The organism is Streptomyces sp. H27-H5 (assembly GCF_026627505.1).
Classification (GTDB): domain Bacteria; phylum Actinomycetota; class Actinomycetes; order Streptomycetales; family Streptomycetaceae; genus Streptomyces.
The window spans coordinates 45600-64896 of record NZ_JAPNLK010000054.1; the positions used below are offsets into that span (position 1 = coordinate 45600).

The following is a 19297-nucleotide window of genomic DNA, read 5'->3' on the forward strand; positions in this document are numbered from 1 at the left end:
TCTTTCTTACGCAATGCAGGATCGAAGGGACACCGTTGTGCGAGTAAGGCGAATGGGGGCAATCCTGGGCGCCGCAGCGCTCACCATGCTGACCGTTCCGGCGGATGCCCACGCCGCGGCAGTCGCCTGCGGCGGTGGTGTGTCGACCGGCCGGGTGGCCGTCAACGGCTGCATCAGCGCCGAACGCGGAAAGGAGGGCAAGATCATTACGCGGGAGATCACGGCACACGTCAAGCTGCGCAACACGGGGTCGAGGGCGGTGGACGTCTCGTACGAGGCGTTCTTCCGTGTCGTCTCCGGTGGTCACTGGGTGAAGCTGGGCAGCGGCCGTACCCATGTCCCGGCGCGTGGGAGCGTCGGGCCCACGGAGGTGGGGAGCTCGACCCGGGTGTGCGGGCCCGTGAAGGTCGAGATCCGGGTACACGCCCGTGCCGCCGGGGGCGCCTGGAGCGGATGGTCCACCGCCGGCACGGCGCAGTGCCAGACCTGACCTCGGCCCATCCTGTGATCCTCTTCGACTGAGACTCCTGCCGGTTCGACACGGACGCGGCCGTCCGGTCTGCCTTACCCGAAGGTGAAGGCGAAGGCCTGGAGCCCGGCAGTCAGGCGGAGTTCGAGACGGGCCTGTCGGGCGGTCGCGTCGTCGGTGAGCCGGTAGAGGGTGGGGGCGCCGTTGAGGAGATTGCGGATGATGTTCTCGGTCTGGGCGTAGCGACCTTCGCCGAAGCTGAAGTAGCACGGTGCCCTGGGCGTCGATGAGGTACTTGGCGGGCCGAACCGGTTGCGGTAGTTGTCCCAGGTGTCGAGGTCGTTGTCGAGGGCGACCGGGTAGGTGGCGCCGAGTTTGCGGGCCTGGTCGGCGACGTTGTCGGCGCTCTTCTCGAAGGCGAACTCGGGTGAGTGGACGCCGATGACGGTCGGACCTTTGTCACGGTAGGCGCGGTCCCAGGCCTGGATGTGGGGCAGGCTGCGCCGGCAGTTGATGCAGGAGTAGGTCCAGAAGTCGATCAGACGACCTTCCCGCGCAGGGCTGCGAGGTCGACGGGCGCTCCCCCGGGCGTGTTGAGCCACTTGGCGATTCCGGCGAGCTGGGGGGCGGCTCCCAGGAGCGGAGTTCGTTCACGCCGTCTTCGCAGCGGGCGAGGTCCTTGTTGGAGTCGTCGTACAGGCCTCGACCGGCGCGTCCGCGGGCCACTCGCCGCCGGCCTCCAGCAGGGTAGCCAGGATCTGTCGGAAGGCCTCGTGGTCGCTGTCGAGGCAGTCGGATTCGATCCCGTCCAACCAGAGGACCACGACTTGGTCCGGGTCCTCCCAGATCGCCTCGGTGGCCAGGTCCATGAGCGTGACGGCGACGCTCCAGCCGTCCTGCGCGACGTTCCCGACGCCGAACAGGAGCTCGTCCTTGCGTAAGGCCAACGGGGCGAACACGCACGGGAAGTCCCGGGAACCCGCGGTCTCCGCGAACTGAGCCAGGTGCGACTCCAGGCCGGCGGGGTGACTGCCGGACCGAAAGAGCTGACTGTAGGTGGTGCTGTTGCTGGACACCGTTCTCCTGTTCTGCGCCCACACCGGGTGGGCTGAAGGATTCATGGCAAAGCGCGTGGATGACTGGTGGGAGCGGGTGAAGACCACCTCGACGGGCCGCGATCACCTCGCACGGAGGCAGGTGACGACGAGTCAAGCAGCGGAACTCGCGCCACCGCACTGGAGTTCTGTACGGGATCACAGGCCGGCGAGGTTCCCCGCTGTGGTGGTCCGACCAGGTCGAGAACGCGAAGAGGTGCCCTGCCGCTCGCGACCGTCGCCTGAGGGGCGCTCCGGCCTCCTGGCCCCGATGCTCGCCCTCAGCGAGCCACCGCCCGGTGACATCGACCCCGTTTCCACCGCATGCCGCCCCCTGCTTTCGTTGCCTGCCGACTATCCGGTGCCGCTTCGCACTGCTCGCCGTCCGACAGCGGTGCCGCGCCCCCTGCGCGGCCACCGCCGCCTGCGGTGCACGTCAACACGCTTTGCATGAAGCCGTGTTCACGAACACGCCTCGGTCCGAGGTCGGCACACCGACATGTACACAAGCTGACAGTCGACTGCGAACCTGTCCAGCACCATGGCCCCACGTTGGTCACCTGCAACGCAGGTTTCACCCTGCATTTGCGTGCGGTGAGAGCTGTTAACCCTGCACTTGCAGGATCTCTGATGCAGCATGAGGCTGCTCGGCTCGGCCGCACTCCCCCGCCCAACCGGCACGTTCGACCGGATGCATGAGGCGGCTCACCCCTTCGAGGGAACAGGCCGATCGGGACCAAACCGCCCTGTGGGCCCTGACGAAGAGAGTGCGCCGGCCCGACCTCGGGCCGTCGGCTCGCAGGTGTCACAGGTGTCGCAGGATCGGCAAGGAGAATCCCATGTCACGCGTCCCGAAGAGTGCAGGTCTCGCGCTCACGCTCGAGCGGTGGTTCCATTCCGGTCCACTCACCTGCAGGTCCGGGCGGAGCGGCGCTCGGAATGATGTCGCGGTGAAGCGTCATCACACGCACCCCGTCTGCGAGGGACAAGCCCTCCATTGATGGGGCTCGAACTTGGAGCTGTCCCCCAGCGCGGCTAACGGATCACTGTCGGCATGACGGCGCCATGAATAAAGGAGGATCGCGACACGTTAACCAAATCCCGAGGTAGCCCGCTTTTACGCCGATAGGCGCGCCCTATTTCCAGGACCGCTATCCATAATTTAGTTCTCACGTGGGGAGAATCGTTACTGCAAGTTCATCCAGGTGATTCGACTCGGACAACCTTTCCCACTTCATCTTTTCCACGTTCCAGGCCGGTGGATGCCACGATGCGCGCACCCGACGGTGGCTGACCGCTTGCCTGCCGGGGGCGACTTTCCCAGAGCGTGGCGCCCCCGTCCCGCGAGTCGGCCACCTCGGCCTGGCCCGACATCGTTCGCGTCCGGCCGCTCGCCCGCCCCTGCCCACGCGCGTGCGGCGTGGGCAGGGGCAGCGGTCACTTCGCGAGGAAGTCGATCAGATGCCGGTTGAACTCCTGCGCGTGGGTGAGGTTCAGTCCGTGCGGGGCTCCCTCGATCAGGGCGAGCGTGCTGCCCGGCAGGGCCTCGTGGGACCGCTTGCCGCTGACCTCGAAGGGCACGATGGCGTCCTGAGAGCCGTGAACGATCAGGGTGGGCACGTCGATCCGGGCGAGGTCGTCGCGGAAGTCCGTACGGGCGAAGGCTTTGATGCAGTCCAGCGTCCCCTGGGGTGAGGCACCCTCCGCCAGGTGGACGTGATAGCGGTGTTGGGCCGCGCTGACGAGGTCCGTTTTCTCGCCGGCCCGGAAGAAGCCGGTGACGAAGCCCTCCAAGAACGCGGGCCGGTCGCCGCGGACGCCGTCCTCGAACCGGGTGATCGCGGCGTCGTCGAGCCCACCGTCGGGGTTGTCGGCGCTCTTGTAGAGGTACGGAGGCACCGCTGCGGCAAGGACCGCCTGGCGGACACGGCTGCTGCCGTAGTTGTGGAGGTAGCGGACCACCTCTCCACCTCCCATGGAGAACCCGACCAGGGTGGCGTCACGCAGGTCGAGATCAGTCAGGAGTGCGTCCAGGTCGGCGGCCAGGGTGTCGTAGTCATAGCCCTCCCACGGCTGCGTGGAGGAACCGAACCCGCGGCGGTCGTAGGTGATCACCCGATAGCCCGCCTCGACCAGTGGGCCGACCTGCGGCTCCCAAGAGCGGCCGCTCAGCGGCCAGCCGTGGACGAGAACGACCGGGCGACCTCGGCCGAAGTCCTCGAAGTGGAGCTCGACACTGTGGTCCTTGTCGGTGCTTACGTTGATGCGCGGCATGTTGGATCGACGCCCTTCGTGTGATGGTGCAACACGTGTACCCGAAGCAAGTCCCGGCGAGGCAGGATTTCACTCACCGCAGAACAGTCGGAGGGCATTCCTCTCCTTGCCATTCCATCGACACTTGTCGTCGCGTACGGCAAACAATTACCCCACCCGCTTATTGCACATGGGTTGCAAGAGCGTGAAATTACTCGATCGGCCTAACCCGTCGGCTGCGTGTCGTAACGAATATGGAACCCTCCATCTTTCTGCGAGAAGGCTGTGGCCAGCGGATTTACGAGAACACCGCGGATTATCTTCCCGGCACGCGAGGAAACGCGGTCACGCGGCGCGGGCGCTGCGTGCTTTCCTTCCGTCTGCGCGATCTGAGCGCAAGGCAGTACGCGTGGTCGGCGGGCCGGGGTGCTGCTCATGCCGCCCGGGCCGCGCTGTCCGACCGAGTGGTCACCCCACCTGAATGCCCCCGTCCGGCCGCACCGGTGTACGCGGCGTGACGGGGTTCGCAATCGAGAGGAACACCCTTGAAGTCCATCTCCGCACGGCCCCGTTCGCGGCGTGTGCTCGACCAGTCCCTCCTCGTCCTGGGCGCCGGCGCCCTCGCGACCGGCCTCACCGCCCTCACCCTCGCCCCGGGAGTGAGCGTCGCCTCCAGCCACCGCGAGGCCCCGCTGATCGCCGGCGACCCGCGTGCGGACAACACCGACGTGTACGCGTACACCAGCCTCGACCGCCCCGACTCGGTCACGCTCCTCGCCAACTGGATCCCCTTCGAGGAGCCCAACGGCGGCCCGAACTTCTACGCGTTCGGCGAGGACCTCCGCTACAACATCAAGATCGACAACACGGGTGACGGTGTCTCCGACATCACCTACACCTGGCGCTTCCACAACAGCTACCGCGACGCCGCCAACCAGTTCCTCTACAACACCGGTCCGGTCACCTCGCTGAACGACCCGGACCTCAACTTCCGCCAGGTCTACGACCTCGTGATCTCCCACGGCGACGAGAGCAGGGTCCTGCTCTCCAACGTCCCCGCCGCCCCCTCCCGCGTCGGCCCGGCCTCCATGCCGAACTACGCCTCCCTGCGCAACCAGGCCATCCGCAACATCCCCGGCGGCGGCAAGGCCTTCGCCGGCCAGGCCGAGGACCCGTTCTTCGCCGACCTGCGCGTCTTCGACCTCCTCTACGGCGGCAACCTGTCCGAGCGCGGCCAGGACACCCTCGCCGGCTACAACGTCAACTCCGTCGCCCTGCAGATCCCCAAGGCGCAGCTCGCGCTGAAGGGGAACCCCGGCCGCAACCCGGTGATCGGCGTGTGGTCCACGACCGACCGCCAGGGCGTGCAGGTCTCCGACTCCCGGGACAAGCACGGCGACAAGTGGAAGCAGGTCTCCCGCCTGGGCAACCCCCTCGTGAACGAGGTCGTCGTCCCGCTGAAGTACAAGGATGCCTTCAACACCCTCAATCCGGACCAGGACCGCACCGTCCAGCCGGTCGTGGACAAGGTCCTCGACCCGATCCTGCCCAAGCTCATCCAGCAGGTCTACAACATCCCCGCTCCGGCCACCCCCCGGCGGGACCTGTTCGAGATCTACCTGACGGGCATCTGCAAGGCGTGCGGTCCGATCCAGGCCGATCTCAACGCCCACCGCCTCAACAAGGACGCGCGGCTGAAGCAGGTCGTCCCGGCGGAGGAACTGCGCCTGAACATGGGCGTGCGGCCGACCGCCAACCCCAACCGCTACGGCGTCCTCGCCGGTGACCTGGCGGGCTTCCCCAACGGCCGCCGCCTGACCGACGACGTCATCGACATCTCCCTCCAGGCCGTCGAAGGCGCCGCCCAGACCGGGCAACTGGTCCCGGCCCTCGCCGACGGGGACAGGGTCAACGCCAACGAGGTCCCGTTCGGCACTTCGTTCCCCTACCTGGCACTCCCCCACACCAAGTCCGTGAACAGCGGACCGAACGCGCCCGAGCGCTCCGGCGGCAAGAACGCGGCAGCCCTGGGCGGCCTCGGCGCCCTGCTCCTCGGTGTCGGCGGATACCGCCTGCGCCGGAACCGCAAGACCAGCTGACCCACCAGCACCGGGCGGGGACCGAGGTCGGTCCTCCGGTCCCCGCCCGGGGCCCCTGTCGTCGACTCACCGGGGAGGATCCCGTGCACCGGCCCGAAGAGAAGCCCACCCCCTCGATCCGGCACCGCAGACACCTGCGCACCACCGCGATCACCATCGCCCTGGGCGTGGCCATGTTCACCGTCGGCGCCGTCGGTCTCCCTCCGTCGAGGACCGGCAGACCGGACGCCCCCGCATCCGCTTCGAGTTCCGCGGGTTCGGCGCGCGGCATCGAGGCGTTGCGCGAGCGCGTCAGGCGTCTGCCGAAGGATCCGGTCAGCTGGGCAGACCTCGGTATGTCCCTGGTGCAGCAGGCCCGTACCACGGCCGACGAAGCCTCCTACGCGCAGGCGGAGACGGCCCTGCGTCGCTCGCTCGCACTCCAGCCGGCGGACAACCTGCACGCCGAGATCGGCATGGGCGCCCTCGCCTCAGCCCGCCACCAGTTCCGCGACGCCCTCGCCTGGGCCCGCAAGGCGATCGTCACCAGCCCCGCCACCCCTGCCTCCTACGGGGTCCTGGCCGACGCCCACACCCAGCTCGGCCAGTACGGGGAAGCCGAGGAGGCCGTCCAGAAGATGGCCGACCTGCGCCCGGACAGCTCCTCGCTGGCCCGCGCCTCCTACACCTTCGAACTGCGCGGCGACATCGTCCGGGCCAAGGCCCTGATGGAACGGGCGCTACGCGCGGCAGGCACCCCGGGCGAGCGCGCCTTCGCCTACACGCACCTGTCCTCCCTCGCCCTGGACAGCGGCGAACCGGCCACCGCTCTGCGTCAGGCGGAGGCCGGGCTGGCCATCGCGCCGCGCGACGCGGGCCTGCTGGAGGCCCGGGCCAGGGCACGCGTGGCCATGGACGATCGCGAGCAGGCGGTCGCCGACTACACCACGGCCGTCGCGGTGGCCCCGCTTCCGCAGTACCTGCTGGAACTCGGCGAACTCCAGCAGTCGCTCGGCCACTCCACCGAGGCCGAAGCGCAGTACGCGGTCCTGCGCGCCCAGGAGAGGATCCGCCGGGCCGGTGGCGCGCCCGCCGACGTCGACGCGATCTACTTCGAGGCCGACCACGGCCACCCCCGGCAGGCCGTGACCATGGCCGAAGCCGCCGCGAGGGAGCGGCCGTTCCTCGCCGTCCACGACGCCTACGCCTGGGCCCTCCACCGTGCCGGACGCGATGACGAAGCCCTCGCACAAGCCGAGCAGGCACTCGCGCTCGGTACGCGCAGCGCTCTGTTCCTCTACCACCGCGGCGCCATCCACCAAGCCCTCGGCGACATCACGGCGGCCCGGAGCGACCTCGAACAGGCCCTGGCCATCGACCCCTCCTTCCACCCGCTCCACGCCCCCGCGGCGCGCGAAGCGATCCGGCGAATCGACGACACCCCATGAACTTCCCCACCCGCCGGCGCCTGGCCGCCGCCCCGCTCGCGGCCGCCCTGCTCACCTCGTTCGCCCTCCTCGCCTCGGCCTCGCCCGCGGCCGCGCATCCGCTGGGCAACTTCACCGTCAACTACGCGACCAGTCTGACCCTGCGCCCACAGGCGGTGGAGGCGGAGATCGTGGTCGACCGTGCCGAGATCGCCGCGGCACAAGAGCGCCCGCTCATCGACCAGGACCACAACGGATCCATCACGGCGGGCGAGCAGAGCGTGTACGCGGACGAGGGATGCGCCACACTCGCCGGGCAACTGGCAGGCGACGTGAACGGCGTGAGCATTCGATGGGACGACCGGGGCGCCGGCAGGCTGACTTTCCACACGGGTGAGGCCGGGCTCAAGACCAGTCGCCTCACCTGCCGACTCACCGCCGGCGCGCGACTCACCCCGCCTTCGCGGGTTCACGTGGTCACGCACTACGACACCCGGCGCATCGGCTGGCACGAGATCACCGCCCGCGGCGAAGGTCTCACCCTCACCGACTCCACCGTCCCGGCGACCTCAACCACCAACCAGCTGCGCCGATACCCGCAGGATCCCCTGGCCGCCCCGCTGGACCAGCACACCGCCGAACTGCGGACCGCCCCGGGGCAGGGCCCCGCGGCGCGGATCGTGCCGCCCGGCCTGCCCGGCGCGGGCCCCGTCACCGCCGCGTTGAACAAGGTCTCCGACCTCTTCGACACCCTCGTCGGCAGCCGCGAACTGACCGTCCCCGTCGGCCTCCTCGCCCTGCTCCTCGCCGTGGTCCTCGGCGCCTCCCACGCGGCGATGCCCGGCCACGGAAAGACGATCATGGCCGCCTACCTGGCCGGACGTCGCGGCACCCGGCGCGACGCGTTCACCGTCGGCGCCACCGTGACCCTGACCCACACGGCGGGCGTCCTCGCCCTCGGCCTGGCCCTCCCGCTCGCCACCCACCTCGCCGGGGAAACCGTCCTCACCTGGCTCGGCGTCGCCAGCGGCCTCCTCGTCACCGCCATCGGCGTCCAACTCCTGCACTCCGCCATCCGCGGCCGCCCCCTCCAGCACGGCCACAGCCACGGACATCACCACCACGGCGACCACGGGCACGGGCACGTGGGAGATCACGAGCACGGCCACGAGTCGCCGACCAGCCTGCCGTCCTCACGCCGAGCACCCGACAGCGGTGCGGCCGATGGCACCACCGTCGTCCTGACCAAAGCCGCCACCGTGCTCCCGCACGGCCATCATCACCACGGCGAAGCCAATGTCCATCACCCTCATGAAGCCGACCACCACCACACCCACGCTCCGGCAGGGCGAAAGCGCTGGAGCCTGATCGGAGTCGGCGTCGCGGGCGGTCTCGTCCCCAGCCCGTCGGCACTGGTCGTCCTCCTCGGCGCCGTCGCCCTCGGCCGCACGGCTTTCGGCGTCCTCCTCGTCATCGGCTACGGCCTCGGCATGGCCGCCACGCTCACCCTCGCCGGCCTCCTCCTCGTTCGGCTGCGCGACCGCATCACCGCCCGCACCGCCGACAAGGCCTCCGCCCGGCTGAAGGCACTCGGGCGCATCGGACCAGCTGCGACCTCGGCTCTCGTCCTCATCGTCGGTGTCGGAATCACCGCCCGTTCCTTCGTCGGCATGTGAGCCGGGCCGAGAACTTGGTGCGGGAAGTGAGGGCCGGCGGCCTGCTCTGGCCGCACCATTGCGGCAGTGGCATCGGCCTGGCTGTTGACAGGGAGCCCGTGTGAGTACCTCCGAACGGCAAGTGGACGGTTGTCCGGAGCCTTGGAACAGCGCCCCCTACGCGGGGGCGATCCACTCCCCTGTCGGGGACGTGACGCTGCGGGACGCCGAGGGCTGGTCCTTCCCGTTGGACGTCGGCCGCTGGTCGGGCCGGGCGGACCCGGCGGACGAAGCCGTCCTGGAGCGGTGCACGGGGCCGATCCTGGACGTCGGCTGCGGGGCCGGGCGCCTCGTCGAGGCGCTCGCCCGGCGCGGCCACGCCGTTCTCGGCGTGGACGAACGACGCCGGGTGCGGATCCATGTCGGCCGGCAGGCGGTCAGCCCCGTCTTCTCCTGGGCCACCGTCGGCACGCGGGCTTTGGAACGGCACGGCCGGCTGTCGGGCTGGGCACCCATCGAGCGGTGGACCAGTCTCTCGGGCGAGCGTCACTTCGTGGCCTTGCGGGCCTGCGCCTGAGCCCGACCCCTCTTGCGTTCAGGCCGCGCCGTCCGGTGCGTGGGCATTCCTGAGGAGCGGGCCGGGGGCGTTTCTACGGGGCGGGAGTCGCGGGTGCCTGCGGGGCAGGGGTCAGGGATTCGTGCGGGAGCGGCGGGCGGCACGCTGCGCGGGGGGCGTCTTCCTCCGTGCGCGGCCAGAACCGTCCTTCGAGGGCCTCGGCGCTGCGGTTGAGCCGGACCAGGACGTTCTCCAGCTCCCGTACTTCCTCAGGGGACCAGTCGCCGACCACTCGGGCCAGGCAGGACTGGTTGACCTCACGGTCCTCGGCGAGCCGGCGCGCGCCTTCAACGGTGATGCACAGCTTGCGGGCCATGCCGCCGTCGGGGTCCGCGACGCGCTCGGCCAGTCCGCAGCGCAGCAGCGCGGCCGTCTGGCGGTTCACGGTCGAGGTGTCGAGTCCGAAGGCCTCCGCCAACTGCCCGATGGACATGGGGCCTTCCGTGTCGATCCGGCACAGCAGGAGGTACGCCGATCGCTCCAGGCGATCGGGGTCGCGCTCGCGCCGGGCAAGCACCTGGTGTCGCGAGAGCAGCATCAGCTCCCGTTCCAGTTTCTCCAGCACTGCGCCTCCCGTTCCTTCCGGCGCTCCATTATCGCGGACCTGTCGGCCCGGTGGTCGGCGGACCCCCGCATGGTCCGACCTGTGGGCGGGGCCGCATGACGGCCGGACCTGCAATATGCATGATACACATCGTGTGTACTATGCACTTCTCGTTGTCATCCGACGAGCCACAGCCTCAACCCGGAGGACCCTCATGACCGTCACCACGTCCACCGCCTCCCGCGCGGCCGAGATCCTGTCCCGGCCCCTCAAGCTGAACGGCCTGACCGTCCCCAACCGCATCGCGATGGCTCCGATGACGCGGATGTTCTCCCCCGGCGGCGTGCCCGGCGAGGACGTACAGGCCTACTACGCCGGCCGGGCAGCCGCAGGTGTGGGTCTGATCGTCACCGAGGGCACCTACGTCGGTCACGACTCCGCCGGGCAGAGCGACCGGGTGCCGCGCTTCCACGGCGAGGACCAGCTGGCGGGGTGGGCGAAGATCGCCGCGGCCGCGCACGAGGCGGGCGGCACGATCGTGCCCCAGCTGTGGCACATAGGCATGGTGCGCAAGCAGGGCGAGGCACCGTACGCCGACGCCCCCGCCGTCGGCCCCTCCGGCATCCGCGTCGACGGCACCGAGGGGACCGGCAAGGCGATGACCCGCACCGACCTCGACGACGTCATCGGCGCGTTCGCCGACGCCGCCGCGGAGGCCGAGCGGATCGGCTTCGACGGCGTCGAACTGCACGGCGCTCACGGCTACCTGCTCGACCAGTTCCTGTGGGAGCGGACCAACCGCCGCACCGACGCCTACGGCGGCGACGCGGCGGCCCGTACGAAGTTCGCCGCGGAGATCGTCGCCGCGGTCCGCGAGCGCGTCTCGACCGACTTCCCGGTGATCTTCCGCTACTCCCAGTGGAAGCAGGAGGCCTACGACGCCCGGCTCGCGCAGACCCCGGAGGAGCTGGAGGCAATCCTGGCCCCGCTGGCGGCGGCGGGCGTCGACGTGTTCCACGCCTCCACCCGGCGCTACTGGCTCCCGGAGTTCGAGGGCTCTGACCTGAACCTGGCGGGGTGGACCAAGAAGCTCACCGGTCGCCCGACCATCACCGTCGGCTCGGTCGGCCTCGACGGCGACTTCATCCGCTCCTTCGCGGGCGAGGGTGCGGCGCTCGGCGACATCGACAACCTCCTGGACCGCATGGAACGCGACGAGTTCGACATGGTCGCCGTCGGCCGGGCACTGCTCCAGGACCCGCAGTGGGCGGCGAAGGTCCTCGGCAACCGCTTCGACGAGCTGAAGCCCTACGACCCGGCGGCACTCACGTCGCTCAGCCGGTAGCCGACAGAGACGGCGGGCCCAGCGCCCCGTGACGTCGGTCCTCCGAGGTCACGGGGGCGCCGCGCTCGTGCGGTCCCTGAGCCGGCGCCCACCTTCGTCGCCGCTGACGGCGACCACCTCGACGAGGCCGGGCCGTACCGGTGCCCGCGCCTTCGTCGTCCGGGACGGTCCAGGTCCGTGCTCGATCACAGCCGGGTGGCAGACCAGAGGGTTACGGCCGCCGGCTCACCACGGCGAACCACGAGCCGCCGGCGCGTTACTGGGAGGGCAGCCGGCGGGCCGCGGCGAAGGCGCCGTCGTGGTGGACCAGCGCGGGGGCGTCCTCGGCGACCGCGCCGGACTCCACCTCGCCGACGACCAGGAGGTGGTCACCGATGCGCTGGCGCAGGGTGATGCGGGCCGTCAGCCAGGCGGGAACGTCCTCCAGCAGCGGGAGCCCATCGGTGTTCCGCGTCCAGCGGACCCCCTCGAAGCGGTCGACGCCGCTGCGTGCGAACTGCCGTGCCAGGGCGGTGTCCCCGGTGCCGAGCAGGTGGACGGCGAACCGGTCCGCACGGTGTACGGAGCCTGCGGTCGAGGCGCCGAGGTGCAGGTAGAAGGCCACCAGGGGCGGCCGCAGCGACACGGACGTGAACGAGGTGGCGGTGAACCCCGCGGGTCCGGGGACGGTGATCACCGTGACACCGGCCGCGTGCCGCCGCAGGGTGCTGCGGAGTATGTCGGCGGCGGTGGAAGCCGCTGCGGGCTGGGTGACGGGGTCGGTGGAGATGGTCATGCCGGTTCCCTTCGGCTGGTGGGGTGCGATGTGGTGTGGAGCCGGGGGTCGTGGAGCGGAGCCGGTACGAGACGCGGCCCGGCGACGGTCACCACGCGCTCGACTCGACCAGACCAGCGGGATCAGTCCGTCCCGCACGGTCTCCAGAAACGTGACGACCTCCGCCGCCACGGAACGGTGCTGCACGTCGTTGAGGACGTCGTGGTGGGCGCCGCGGACCCGCGAAAGCCGGGCGCGGGGCAACGACTTGGCGACCCGGGCGAGACCCTCGTGGTCCGCCGGCGGGTCGGCGTCCCCGACGAGCAACAGCGTCGGGGCGGCGACGGCGCCCTCGTACGCGGCGTCGGCAGGGAGTCCGGGACCGGTTCGGCCAGCGACCCCCGCCGTACCTCGGCGTCGTCGCTCAGCACGCCCCGGTGCGTGGGGCAGGCGGTGCGTACGCCGAGTTCGGCGTCCCAGGTGTCCGCGGAGCTGGTGGCACGCCCCGGCAGCCCCGCGAGGACGACACCGTCCGGTTCCAGGGCCTGCACCTCCCGGGCCAGGAGCGCCGCCACGGCGGCGGCTCCGGCGTCGGCTCCGAGCAGTATCAGCGGACGCGCCACGACGTCGCCGGCGGCGGTTCCCTCCACGGCTTGCGCGAGCCGGTCGCCGAACGCGTCCGGCGACCCCGTCGGGAGCTCGGCATCGACCTGCGGGGGATCGATGACCCGCACCCGGTAGGCGTCGGCGGCGAGCCGCTTGCCGAACCGCGCGTATGTGGCCCGGGTCTCTCCCCGGCCGGCACCACGATGACGGTGCCGCGTGTGAGGAGGCCCTCGGGGGCGTAGTGGTCGGTGTGGCCGGCGATCTCGGCGTTGCCGGCGCTGTCAGTGAGAACGGTGTGCTGGGTCAACTCATGCTCCTACGGGCGTGATAGGGGACGGGATGTCGCCAGCCCAGGGCCGGCGCCACCTGCGTCGCGATGAGTTCGAGGGCACGCAACGCCGCGTCGTGGTCCGGAACGGCCGGGTTGAACTGGGCGATCAGGTCGGTCGCGACCGGCAGTACCTTCTCCTGCCGCAGGGCCGCGACGATCTCGTCGGGGTGGCCGTGGAACGAGTGGAAGCGCCGCAGTGCCTCCTCGACGTCCAGGCCCTTCGGGAACGCGCCGCGTTGGGCCATGCGCAGCGCCGCCCGGTGGACGTCGTCGCCGATCTGCGCCAGCGCGGTCCGCTTGTCCTTGGCCGGGAACACGAACCGGGACAGGCCGATCCGGGGGCGGTGCGGCCGGTCCCAGGCATCGAGGTAGGCGTCCACCCAGGGGCGTTGCACCTCGTCCGTGGGCGCGTCGTACCCGTACGCCGCCCGGTTGATCAGCAGGTTGGAGCCGGCGGCCGCGGCGTGCCGGGCGCCCGCTTCGCTGAAGACTCCCTGCCAGATCCGGTCGCCGTAGTCACCGGCGGTCGGCTGGATCCGGAATCCGGGTGTACGCACCTCCTCGTTCGCCGGCGCGCCGCGCAGTACTCGGAGGTTCTCGCTGGTCAGCTCGTGCTTGCGGGCGGCGTCCTTGCCGAAGGCGGCGTACTCCACCTCGTCGGAGCCGCTGCCGACGCCGATCTCGACGCGGCCGCCGCTGAGGGCGTCGACGGTGGCGATGTCCTCGGCGAGGCGGACCGGATCCTCCAGTGGGAGGACCGTGACGGCGGTGCCGAGACGGATCCGGCGGGTCCTCGCCGCGGCGTGGGCGAGGCAGGTCCACGGTGAGGACAGGCCGCCCCGGCCCTGGGGGACGTGGTGCTGGGCGACCCAGCCCACGTCGAAGCCGAGTTCGTCCGCGGCGACGAAGAGCTCCTGGGCGTTGCGGTACGTCCGGCGGGGGTCGTTGCCCCGGCCTTGGACGTGGCTGAGGAAGCCGAGTCTGAAACGCGGCGTCTCGGTGGTCACGGGTGGCTGCCTTTCGCAGTGCGGGTCCCCCCGCGGTGACGTGGCCGGAGGCGGCGGCCGGCGGGGTCTCGGTCGGGAACCGGGCGGTGTGGGCGTCGGTCCCACCGGTCACCGGAGGTTCGGTCATGGCCCGGTCCTCAGCCGTTCACGAGCTGGGGTACGCGGCTGTGGCGGTTGGTCGGGACCGGCAGGCCGAGGTTGCCGCGCAGGGTGTCGGCCGACGCTGAATGGCGTCGGGTGGTTCGACTGGACGCGGTGATGGGCTGTGCGCGCGAGCTGCCCCGGTCAGCGCGGCGCGGACGCGTGCTGCGTTTGAAGGGTGCGCAGGAGGTCGAAGGCGGGTCTGTCGACCGGGCGGGCGGTGTTGCCGAGGGCGATGACCCCCAGTCGCTTCTCCGGGTCGAAGCTCACGAAGGAGGAGAAGCCGCCGGTGCCGCCGTTGTGCCAGATCTGGAGGTGGGCACCCTGCCGGGGATGGAGGCGGTGAGCCATCCAGCCGAGGTGCACCCAGGCGAAGGGGCTCTTGCGGTACTCGACCTCCCGGCTCAGGCGGATCGCGGCCGCGAGGGGATCGGGCCCACCGTCCAGTTGCGCCCGAACGAAGGCCAGCAGGTCGGTCGCGGTCGACCTCAGGCCGCCGGCTCCGGCGAGGTCGGCCAGGTTCCAGGGAGGGGTGGGCCGTCCGCGGCGGTCGTGGCCCCGGGCGGAGCGTGGCGCACGTGCGGCGTCCACGCTCACCGCGGTGTCCGCCATGCCCAGGGGGATACAGATCGCGCGGGTGACGAGGGTTTCGTAGTCGGTGCCGGCGCGGCGGGCCAGGGCCAGTCCCAGCAGGCCGCTTCCGAGGTTGGAGTAACGGAACCGCGCGCCCGGTGCCGCACCCAGCCGGGTCCGAGCCAGCCCTGACAGGAGCCACTCGGCGCCGCAGTGGGCGTACGGGTCCGGCTTGTTGGGCCGCAGCAGGGCCGGGAGCAGCATGCCTTTGGGGAGCCGGGGCAGGCCGGAGGTGTGGGTTGCGAGGTGCCGCAGGGTGATCCGCTCGCCGCCCCGTGAGGGTACGGTCGCTCCCTCGGGCAGCAGGTCGCTCAGCGGTGCGTCCAGGTCTGCTTCACCGGTCACGGTCAGCCGTGCCAGCGCCAGGGCGGTGAACGCCTTGGTCACCGACCCGATCTCGAACAGCGTGTCAGGCCCGGGTACATGAGCATGCTCTCCGCCCGTGCTGCCCGCACCTCTGATCTCCACCTGGTCACCCGCGAGGGCGGCCACCACGACGCCGACCCGGCGGTCGGCCAGTTGGTCGGCGGTCTGCTGGACGAGGGTGCCGAGTTCTTGATCCATGAACGAAATCATCGCGGCGTCCGGTAGTCGGCCCGTGCTCCTGGATGATGAATTCCGGCCCGCAGCACTGCGACCTGAGCAGGAGGGCAACGCACTGCCGCCTGCGCCGGGAGGAGGACATGGATGCGCCGGGGGAAGAGGCAGGCGAAGACGTGTCGCAGGTGGGGCCGCTCTGCCACAGTCTGCTCCGCAGCGGGCCGCGTCCTGACCCGCACGGCGTCGATTGATCCGTGCGCTGGGTGCCGTCAGTGTCCGAGCGCCTTCTGCAACTGCTCCTTGTTCATGTGGGATCGGCCTTCAATGCCGAACTTCTTCGCTTCTTGGCGCAGTTGTTCAACCGTGGGGTCTCCGCGGTCGGGACTCCTCGTCTTGGTGCCGGTGCCTTTCCGGGCGGCGCCGTTGCTCCCGTGGGGGTGGAGGACGACCTTGGTCCAGCCGTCGTCGCGGTTGTCGAAGTGCTCGTACGCGGAGGACGCCTCGTCGAGGTCGAGTTCATGGGAGACGAGGAAGCCGGGTTCGGCCTTGCCTCCGGCGATGAGATCGCGCAGGGCCCGGTTGTAGCGTTTGACGGGTGCCTGTCCGGTGCCGATCCTCAGCCCCTTGAACCAGAGCATGCCGAAGTCGATCGGGAACTTGCCCTGGGCTTCGGCTTCGCCCTGGGTCTTGGCGGCGCCGGGGTCCTCGGGCAGGAACACGCCGACGACGCCGAGACCGCCGGTGAAGCGCACCGCGTCGATCAGTCCGTTCATGGTCAGGGAGGCGTCCTCGTGGCCCTGCGGGTCGTGGGCCTGGTAGCCGACGCATTCGCAGCCGTTGTCCGCGCCGAGCCCGAGGGTGGCTTCCTTGACGACCTCGGACGGGTCCTGCTCGGCCGTGTTGATGGGTATCGCACCCATCTCCTCGGCGAGTCGCAACCGGTCGGGCTGGTGGTCGGCGACCCAGACCCGGCCCGCTCCCTTGAGGAGCGCGGAGTAGGCGGCCATCAAGCCGACCGGGCCGGCGCCGTAGACGAGAGTCTGATCGCCCGGCTTGACGCCCGCCATCTCGGTGGCGTGGTACCCGGTGGGTAAGATGTCGGCCAGCATCACGTAGTCGAGCTGCCGCTCGGCGGCGTCCTCACCCAGGCGCAGTGCGTTGAAGTCGCCGTAGGGCACGCGCAGGAGTTCGGCCTGGCCACCTTGGTAGGGGCCCATCTCGGCGAAGCCGTACGCGGCGCCGGCCATGTCGGGCTCGGGCTGCATGGTCAGGCAGTAGCTCGTCAGGCCCTGCTCGCACTGCTTGCAGAAGCCGCAGGCGATGTTGAACGGGAGAACCACCCAGTCACCGACCTTGACCTTGCTGACGGCCTTGCCCACCTCCACGACCTGGCCCAGGTTCTCGTGCCCCAGGGTTCGGCCCGTCTCGAACGAGGTCCGGCCCTCGTACATGTGCAGGTCGGAGCCGCAGATGTTCGTCGTCGTGATCTTGACCAGGATGTCGGCCGGATGCTCGATCTTCGCATCGGGGACGTCCTTGACGGTCACCGTCCGGGGTCCTTCGTACACGGCAGCCTTCATGATCCTTCCTTCACCGCCGCCCCGCCTCTCGTCCCGGCTGGGCAGTGGCGGCATCTCGGGGATGGATGGCACGGCCGGTCCGTCACCACGGCCGCGGGGGGCCCATCGGGATGGGCTCCGTTCCTCCCCCGGCCCCTACCCCACCGGGCGCGGGCCTCACACGACGGCACTCGTCGATTCGGACGGCTCGCACCGGCGGAGATCGCGTACACCCGGTAGCCACCTCACGGCCGACCTGTGCGGGCTGCGCGCGGCAGTCGCACGCCGCGACCGTGAAACGGGCGGACAGGGAGGTCGTCTGCCATCCGAAACAACCCCGCCGGTCCCTCCGGTAACCGGTCCTCCATATCCGGTGTCCTCCGATAACCGGTCCTCCGCTTTCCGCCCTCTTCGCCTTCCACGGGCCGGGGCCACCGACGTCCTGCCCGATGGTCCTCAGTGGCGGGGCATCGCGGAGCGGGCGTAGCGCCCGGGGGTGGTGCCCACGACTCGCTTGAAGTGGCGGGTGAAGTGGGACTGGTCGTGGAATCCCGCCTCGACCGCCACCTCGACCGCGGGGCGGCCATCGAGGAGCAGTCGGCGGGCCAGCGCGACCCGGCGCGAGATGAGGTACTGGTGCGGGGCGATGCCGAAGCCGGCGCTGAAGGAGCGCACAAGGTGGGCGGGGTGGGCCTGAAGCAGACCGGCCGCTTCCGGCAGGGAGATGCCCGCGACCACCCGCTCGTCGAGGAGTTCGCGCAGGCTGTGCGCGATGCCGTGGCGGGTAGCGGCACCGGGCGACTCAGTGTGTCCGCCGGGGAGTTCGAGGCGTGGCTGGAGCAGCGTGCGCAGCCGGTCGCCGATCAGGGCCAGCCGGCTCTCCGCCTCGAATGCGTCACCGGGAGAGGCCAGGGCCCGGTGGAGTTGCCCGACGCGTCGGCGCAGGACCGAGTCAGCGAGGTCGGGCCCGTCCACGGCGGCGCCGATGAAGCGCTCGTCCAGCACCGTCGTGTCGAGGTAGACGACGCGCTTGCGGAACCCGTGCGAGGTGGCGGCGGAGCCGTTGTGCGGAACCTGGGGCGGGAGCAGGCTGACGGTGCCGCCCGGGGTGCCGCGCCGGTGGCGGTCCAGGTCGTAGCGGACGGCGCCGTCGTCGACGATCAGCAGGGTCCACTCGTCGTGGACGTGCATGGGGTACGCGTGCGCGGTGAAGCGGGCGTGGAAGACCTCGACGACACCCGCGACCCGCGGGCGCCAAGCCGAGACTTCTTGCTGGAGCTGCACGCAAAGAACGTACAAGACCGCGCGAGGGCGCGCCCGGCAGTCTCAGGGCATGGGCGATGAGACGAAGAACCAGAACAACGAGCAGGTCGAGGCGGGCAACGCGGATGCGCCGGTGCGCTTCGACACCAAGATCGCGGTGCTGCTGCGCGACGACCTGGAGACGTGGCAGCGGCTTAATGTCACGGCGTTCCTCGTCAGCGGGCTCGGAACGGTCCTGCCCGAAGTGGTCGGCGAGCCGTACCAGGACGCCGATGGCACTCCCTACCTGCCGATGTTCCGCCAGCCCGTTCTGGTCTTCGAGGGCGGGAAGGAAGCGGTGACGGCGGCGCACGAGCGGGCGGTGCGGCGCGGACTGCCGACGGCGGTGTTCACCTCGGACCTGTTCGGCACGGGTCACGACCGCGCAAACCGGGCTGCGGTGGCGGCGGTGGGCAAGGATCAGCTCGACCTGGTGGGGATCGCTCTCCACGGGCCGCGCAACTCCGTGGACAAGGTCCTCAAGGGCGCCCGCATGCACGGGTGAGCGTCACCCCGCCCCACGAACGGTCTGACCGCCCGGCAGTGGCCGTCCCGTTGCCTGAACTCGCTGGTCAGGGTGCACTCTGCTGCCCCGTGCGTCCCGCCGGGTCCGGGGCAGGTCGCGCCCTAGCGTGGTTCCGGAACGATCCAGGCGGGACCGCTGCCAGGATCCAGGCCCTACGGAGGCACCTTGACCACGACCCCCGCCCTCGCCGAGCTCACCGGGGACTACGTCCTCGACCCCGCCCACACCCGGATCGGCTTCGTCGCCCGCCACGCCATGGTGACCAAGGTCCGCGGCGCGATCAAGCAGGACTAGTGCTGCTCCGCGAAAGTTCGTGGAGGGGGGTTCAGGCTTCCTGGAGGGGGCTGGCGGCGTAGGTCCACTTGAAGGGGCGGGCGGTCTCGTTCCGTTTGATCATGTAGTCGTCCATCTTGGCGA

Annotated in this window: 16 protein-coding genes and 2 pseudogenes; 8 read left to right on the plus strand and 10 right to left on the minus strand. The window is 70.5% G+C overall.

Translation table 11 applies throughout. The features are described from left to right. Nucleotides 1-52 precede the first annotated feature (52 nt). On the plus strand, nt 53-490 hold the full coding sequence (locus tag OTB19_RS25550) for a hypothetical protein (protein ID WP_267800764.1): 438 nt from the start codon (nt 53-55) through the stop codon (nt 488-490). A gap of 74 nt (nt 491-564) precedes the next feature. On the opposite strand, the gene OTB19_RS25555 is transcribed toward OTB19_RS25550, so the two are convergent. From OTB19_RS25555 to OTB19_RS25565, 3 genes are all read right to left on the minus strand, one after another. Beyond that, complete coding sequence (locus OTB19_RS25555; protein WP_267800765.1) at nt 565-1071, minus strand: redoxin domain-containing protein; 507 nt, start codon at nt 1069-1071, stop codon at nt 565-567. A 48-nt stretch (nt 1072-1119) separates the two neighbouring features. Then, nucleotides 1120-1545 carry a hypothetical protein gene (locus OTB19_RS25560; protein WP_267800767.1) on the minus strand — a complete coding sequence of 142 codons (426 nt, stop codon included), beginning with the start codon at nt 1543-1545 and terminating at the stop codon, nt 1120-1122. Between the two features lie 1455 nt (nt 1546-3000). Next, nucleotides 3001-3837, minus strand: a complete 837-nt coding sequence (locus tag OTB19_RS25565) for an alpha/beta fold hydrolase (protein WP_267800768.1) — start codon at nt 3835-3837, stop codon at nt 3001-3003. 524 nt (nt 3838-4361) lie between these two features. Here OTB19_RS25565 and OTB19_RS25570 point away from each other — a divergent pair. From OTB19_RS25570 to OTB19_RS25585, 4 genes are all read left to right on the plus strand, one after another. Next, nucleotides 4362-5915, plus strand: a complete 1554-nt coding sequence (locus OTB19_RS25570; RefSeq protein WP_267800770.1) for a DUF4331 domain-containing protein — start codon at nt 4362-4364, stop codon at nt 5913-5915. Nucleotides 5916-5998: 83 nt separating this feature from the next. Then, nucleotides 5999-7342 carry a tetratricopeptide repeat protein gene (locus tag OTB19_RS25575; protein ID WP_267800772.1) on the plus strand — a complete coding sequence of 448 codons (1344 nt, stop codon included), beginning with the start codon at nt 5999-6001 and terminating at the stop codon, nt 7340-7342. Beyond that, complete coding sequence (locus tag OTB19_RS25580; protein WP_267800774.1) at nt 7339-8997, plus strand: sulfite exporter TauE/SafE family protein; 1659 nt, start codon at nt 7339-7341, stop codon at nt 8995-8997. The genes OTB19_RS25575 and OTB19_RS25580 overlap by 4 nt, the downstream gene beginning before the upstream one ends. Before the next feature lie 100 nt (nt 8998-9097). After that, nucleotides 9098-9553 carry a methyltransferase domain-containing protein gene (locus OTB19_RS25585; protein ID WP_267800776.1) on the plus strand — a complete coding sequence of 152 codons (456 nt, stop codon included), beginning with the start codon at nt 9098-9100 and terminating at the stop codon, nt 9551-9553. Nucleotides 9554-9626: 73 nt separating this feature from the next. Here OTB19_RS25585 and OTB19_RS25590 read toward each other — a convergent pair whose 3' ends face one another. Then, on the minus strand, nt 9627-10130 hold the full coding sequence (locus tag OTB19_RS25590; RefSeq protein WP_267800790.1) for a MarR family winged helix-turn-helix transcriptional regulator: 504 nt from the start codon (nt 10128-10130) through the stop codon (nt 9627-9629). Nucleotides 10131-10350: 220 nt separating this feature from the next. On the opposite strand from OTB19_RS25590, the gene OTB19_RS25595 reads away from it, so the two are divergent. Continuing rightward, nucleotides 10351-11481 (plus strand): NADH:flavin oxidoreductase, encoded by a 1131-nt coding sequence (locus tag OTB19_RS25595; protein ID WP_267800777.1) that lies wholly within the window; start codon nt 10351-10353, stop codon nt 11479-11481. 256 nt (nt 11482-11737) lie between these two features. Here OTB19_RS25595 and OTB19_RS25600 read toward each other — a convergent pair whose 3' ends face one another. From OTB19_RS25600 to OTB19_RS25625, 6 genes and pseudogenes are all read right to left on the minus strand, one after another. Then, on the minus strand, nt 11738-12256 hold the full coding sequence (locus OTB19_RS25600; RefSeq protein ID WP_267800779.1) for a flavin reductase family protein: 519 nt from the start codon (nt 12254-12256) through the stop codon (nt 11738-11740). Nucleotides 12257-12344: 88 nt separating this feature from the next. Further along, a pseudogene (locus OTB19_RS25605) lies at nt 12345-13103 on the minus strand (alpha/beta hydrolase). A gap of 41 nt (nt 13104-13144) precedes the next feature. Continuing rightward, nucleotides 13145-14179 carry an LLM class flavin-dependent oxidoreductase gene (locus OTB19_RS25610; protein ID WP_267800780.1) on the minus strand — a complete coding sequence of 345 codons (1035 nt, stop codon included), beginning with the start codon at nt 14177-14179 and terminating at the stop codon, nt 13145-13147. A gap of 285 nt (nt 14180-14464) precedes the next feature. Next, a complete protein-coding gene (locus OTB19_RS25615) occupies nt 14465-15517 on the minus strand; it encodes a serine hydrolase domain-containing protein (protein WP_267800781.1) in 1053 nt (350 codons plus the stop codon). Between the two features lie 245 nt (nt 15518-15762). Beyond that, a complete protein-coding gene (locus tag OTB19_RS25620) occupies nt 15763-17073 on the minus strand; it encodes an alcohol dehydrogenase catalytic domain-containing protein (protein WP_267800782.1) in 1311 nt (436 codons plus the stop codon). A 435-nt stretch (nt 17074-17508) separates the two neighbouring features. Then, nucleotides 17509-18336 carry a helix-turn-helix transcriptional regulator gene (locus OTB19_RS25625; protein ID WP_267800784.1) on the minus strand — a complete coding sequence of 276 codons (828 nt, stop codon included), beginning with the start codon at nt 18334-18336 and terminating at the stop codon, nt 17509-17511. Between the two features lie 49 nt (nt 18337-18385). Here OTB19_RS25625 and OTB19_RS25630 point away from each other — a divergent pair, with 49 nt between their 5' ends. Continuing rightward, entirely contained in the window at nt 18386-18859 is a 474-nt protein-coding gene (locus tag OTB19_RS25630) for a DUF2000 domain-containing protein (RefSeq protein WP_267800785.1), read from the plus strand. A gap of 186 nt (nt 18860-19045) precedes the next feature. Further along, nucleotides 19046-19159, plus strand: a pseudogene (locus OTB19_RS25635) (polyisoprenoid-binding protein); the annotation flags it as partial. Nucleotides 19160-19297 lie beyond the last annotated feature (138 nt).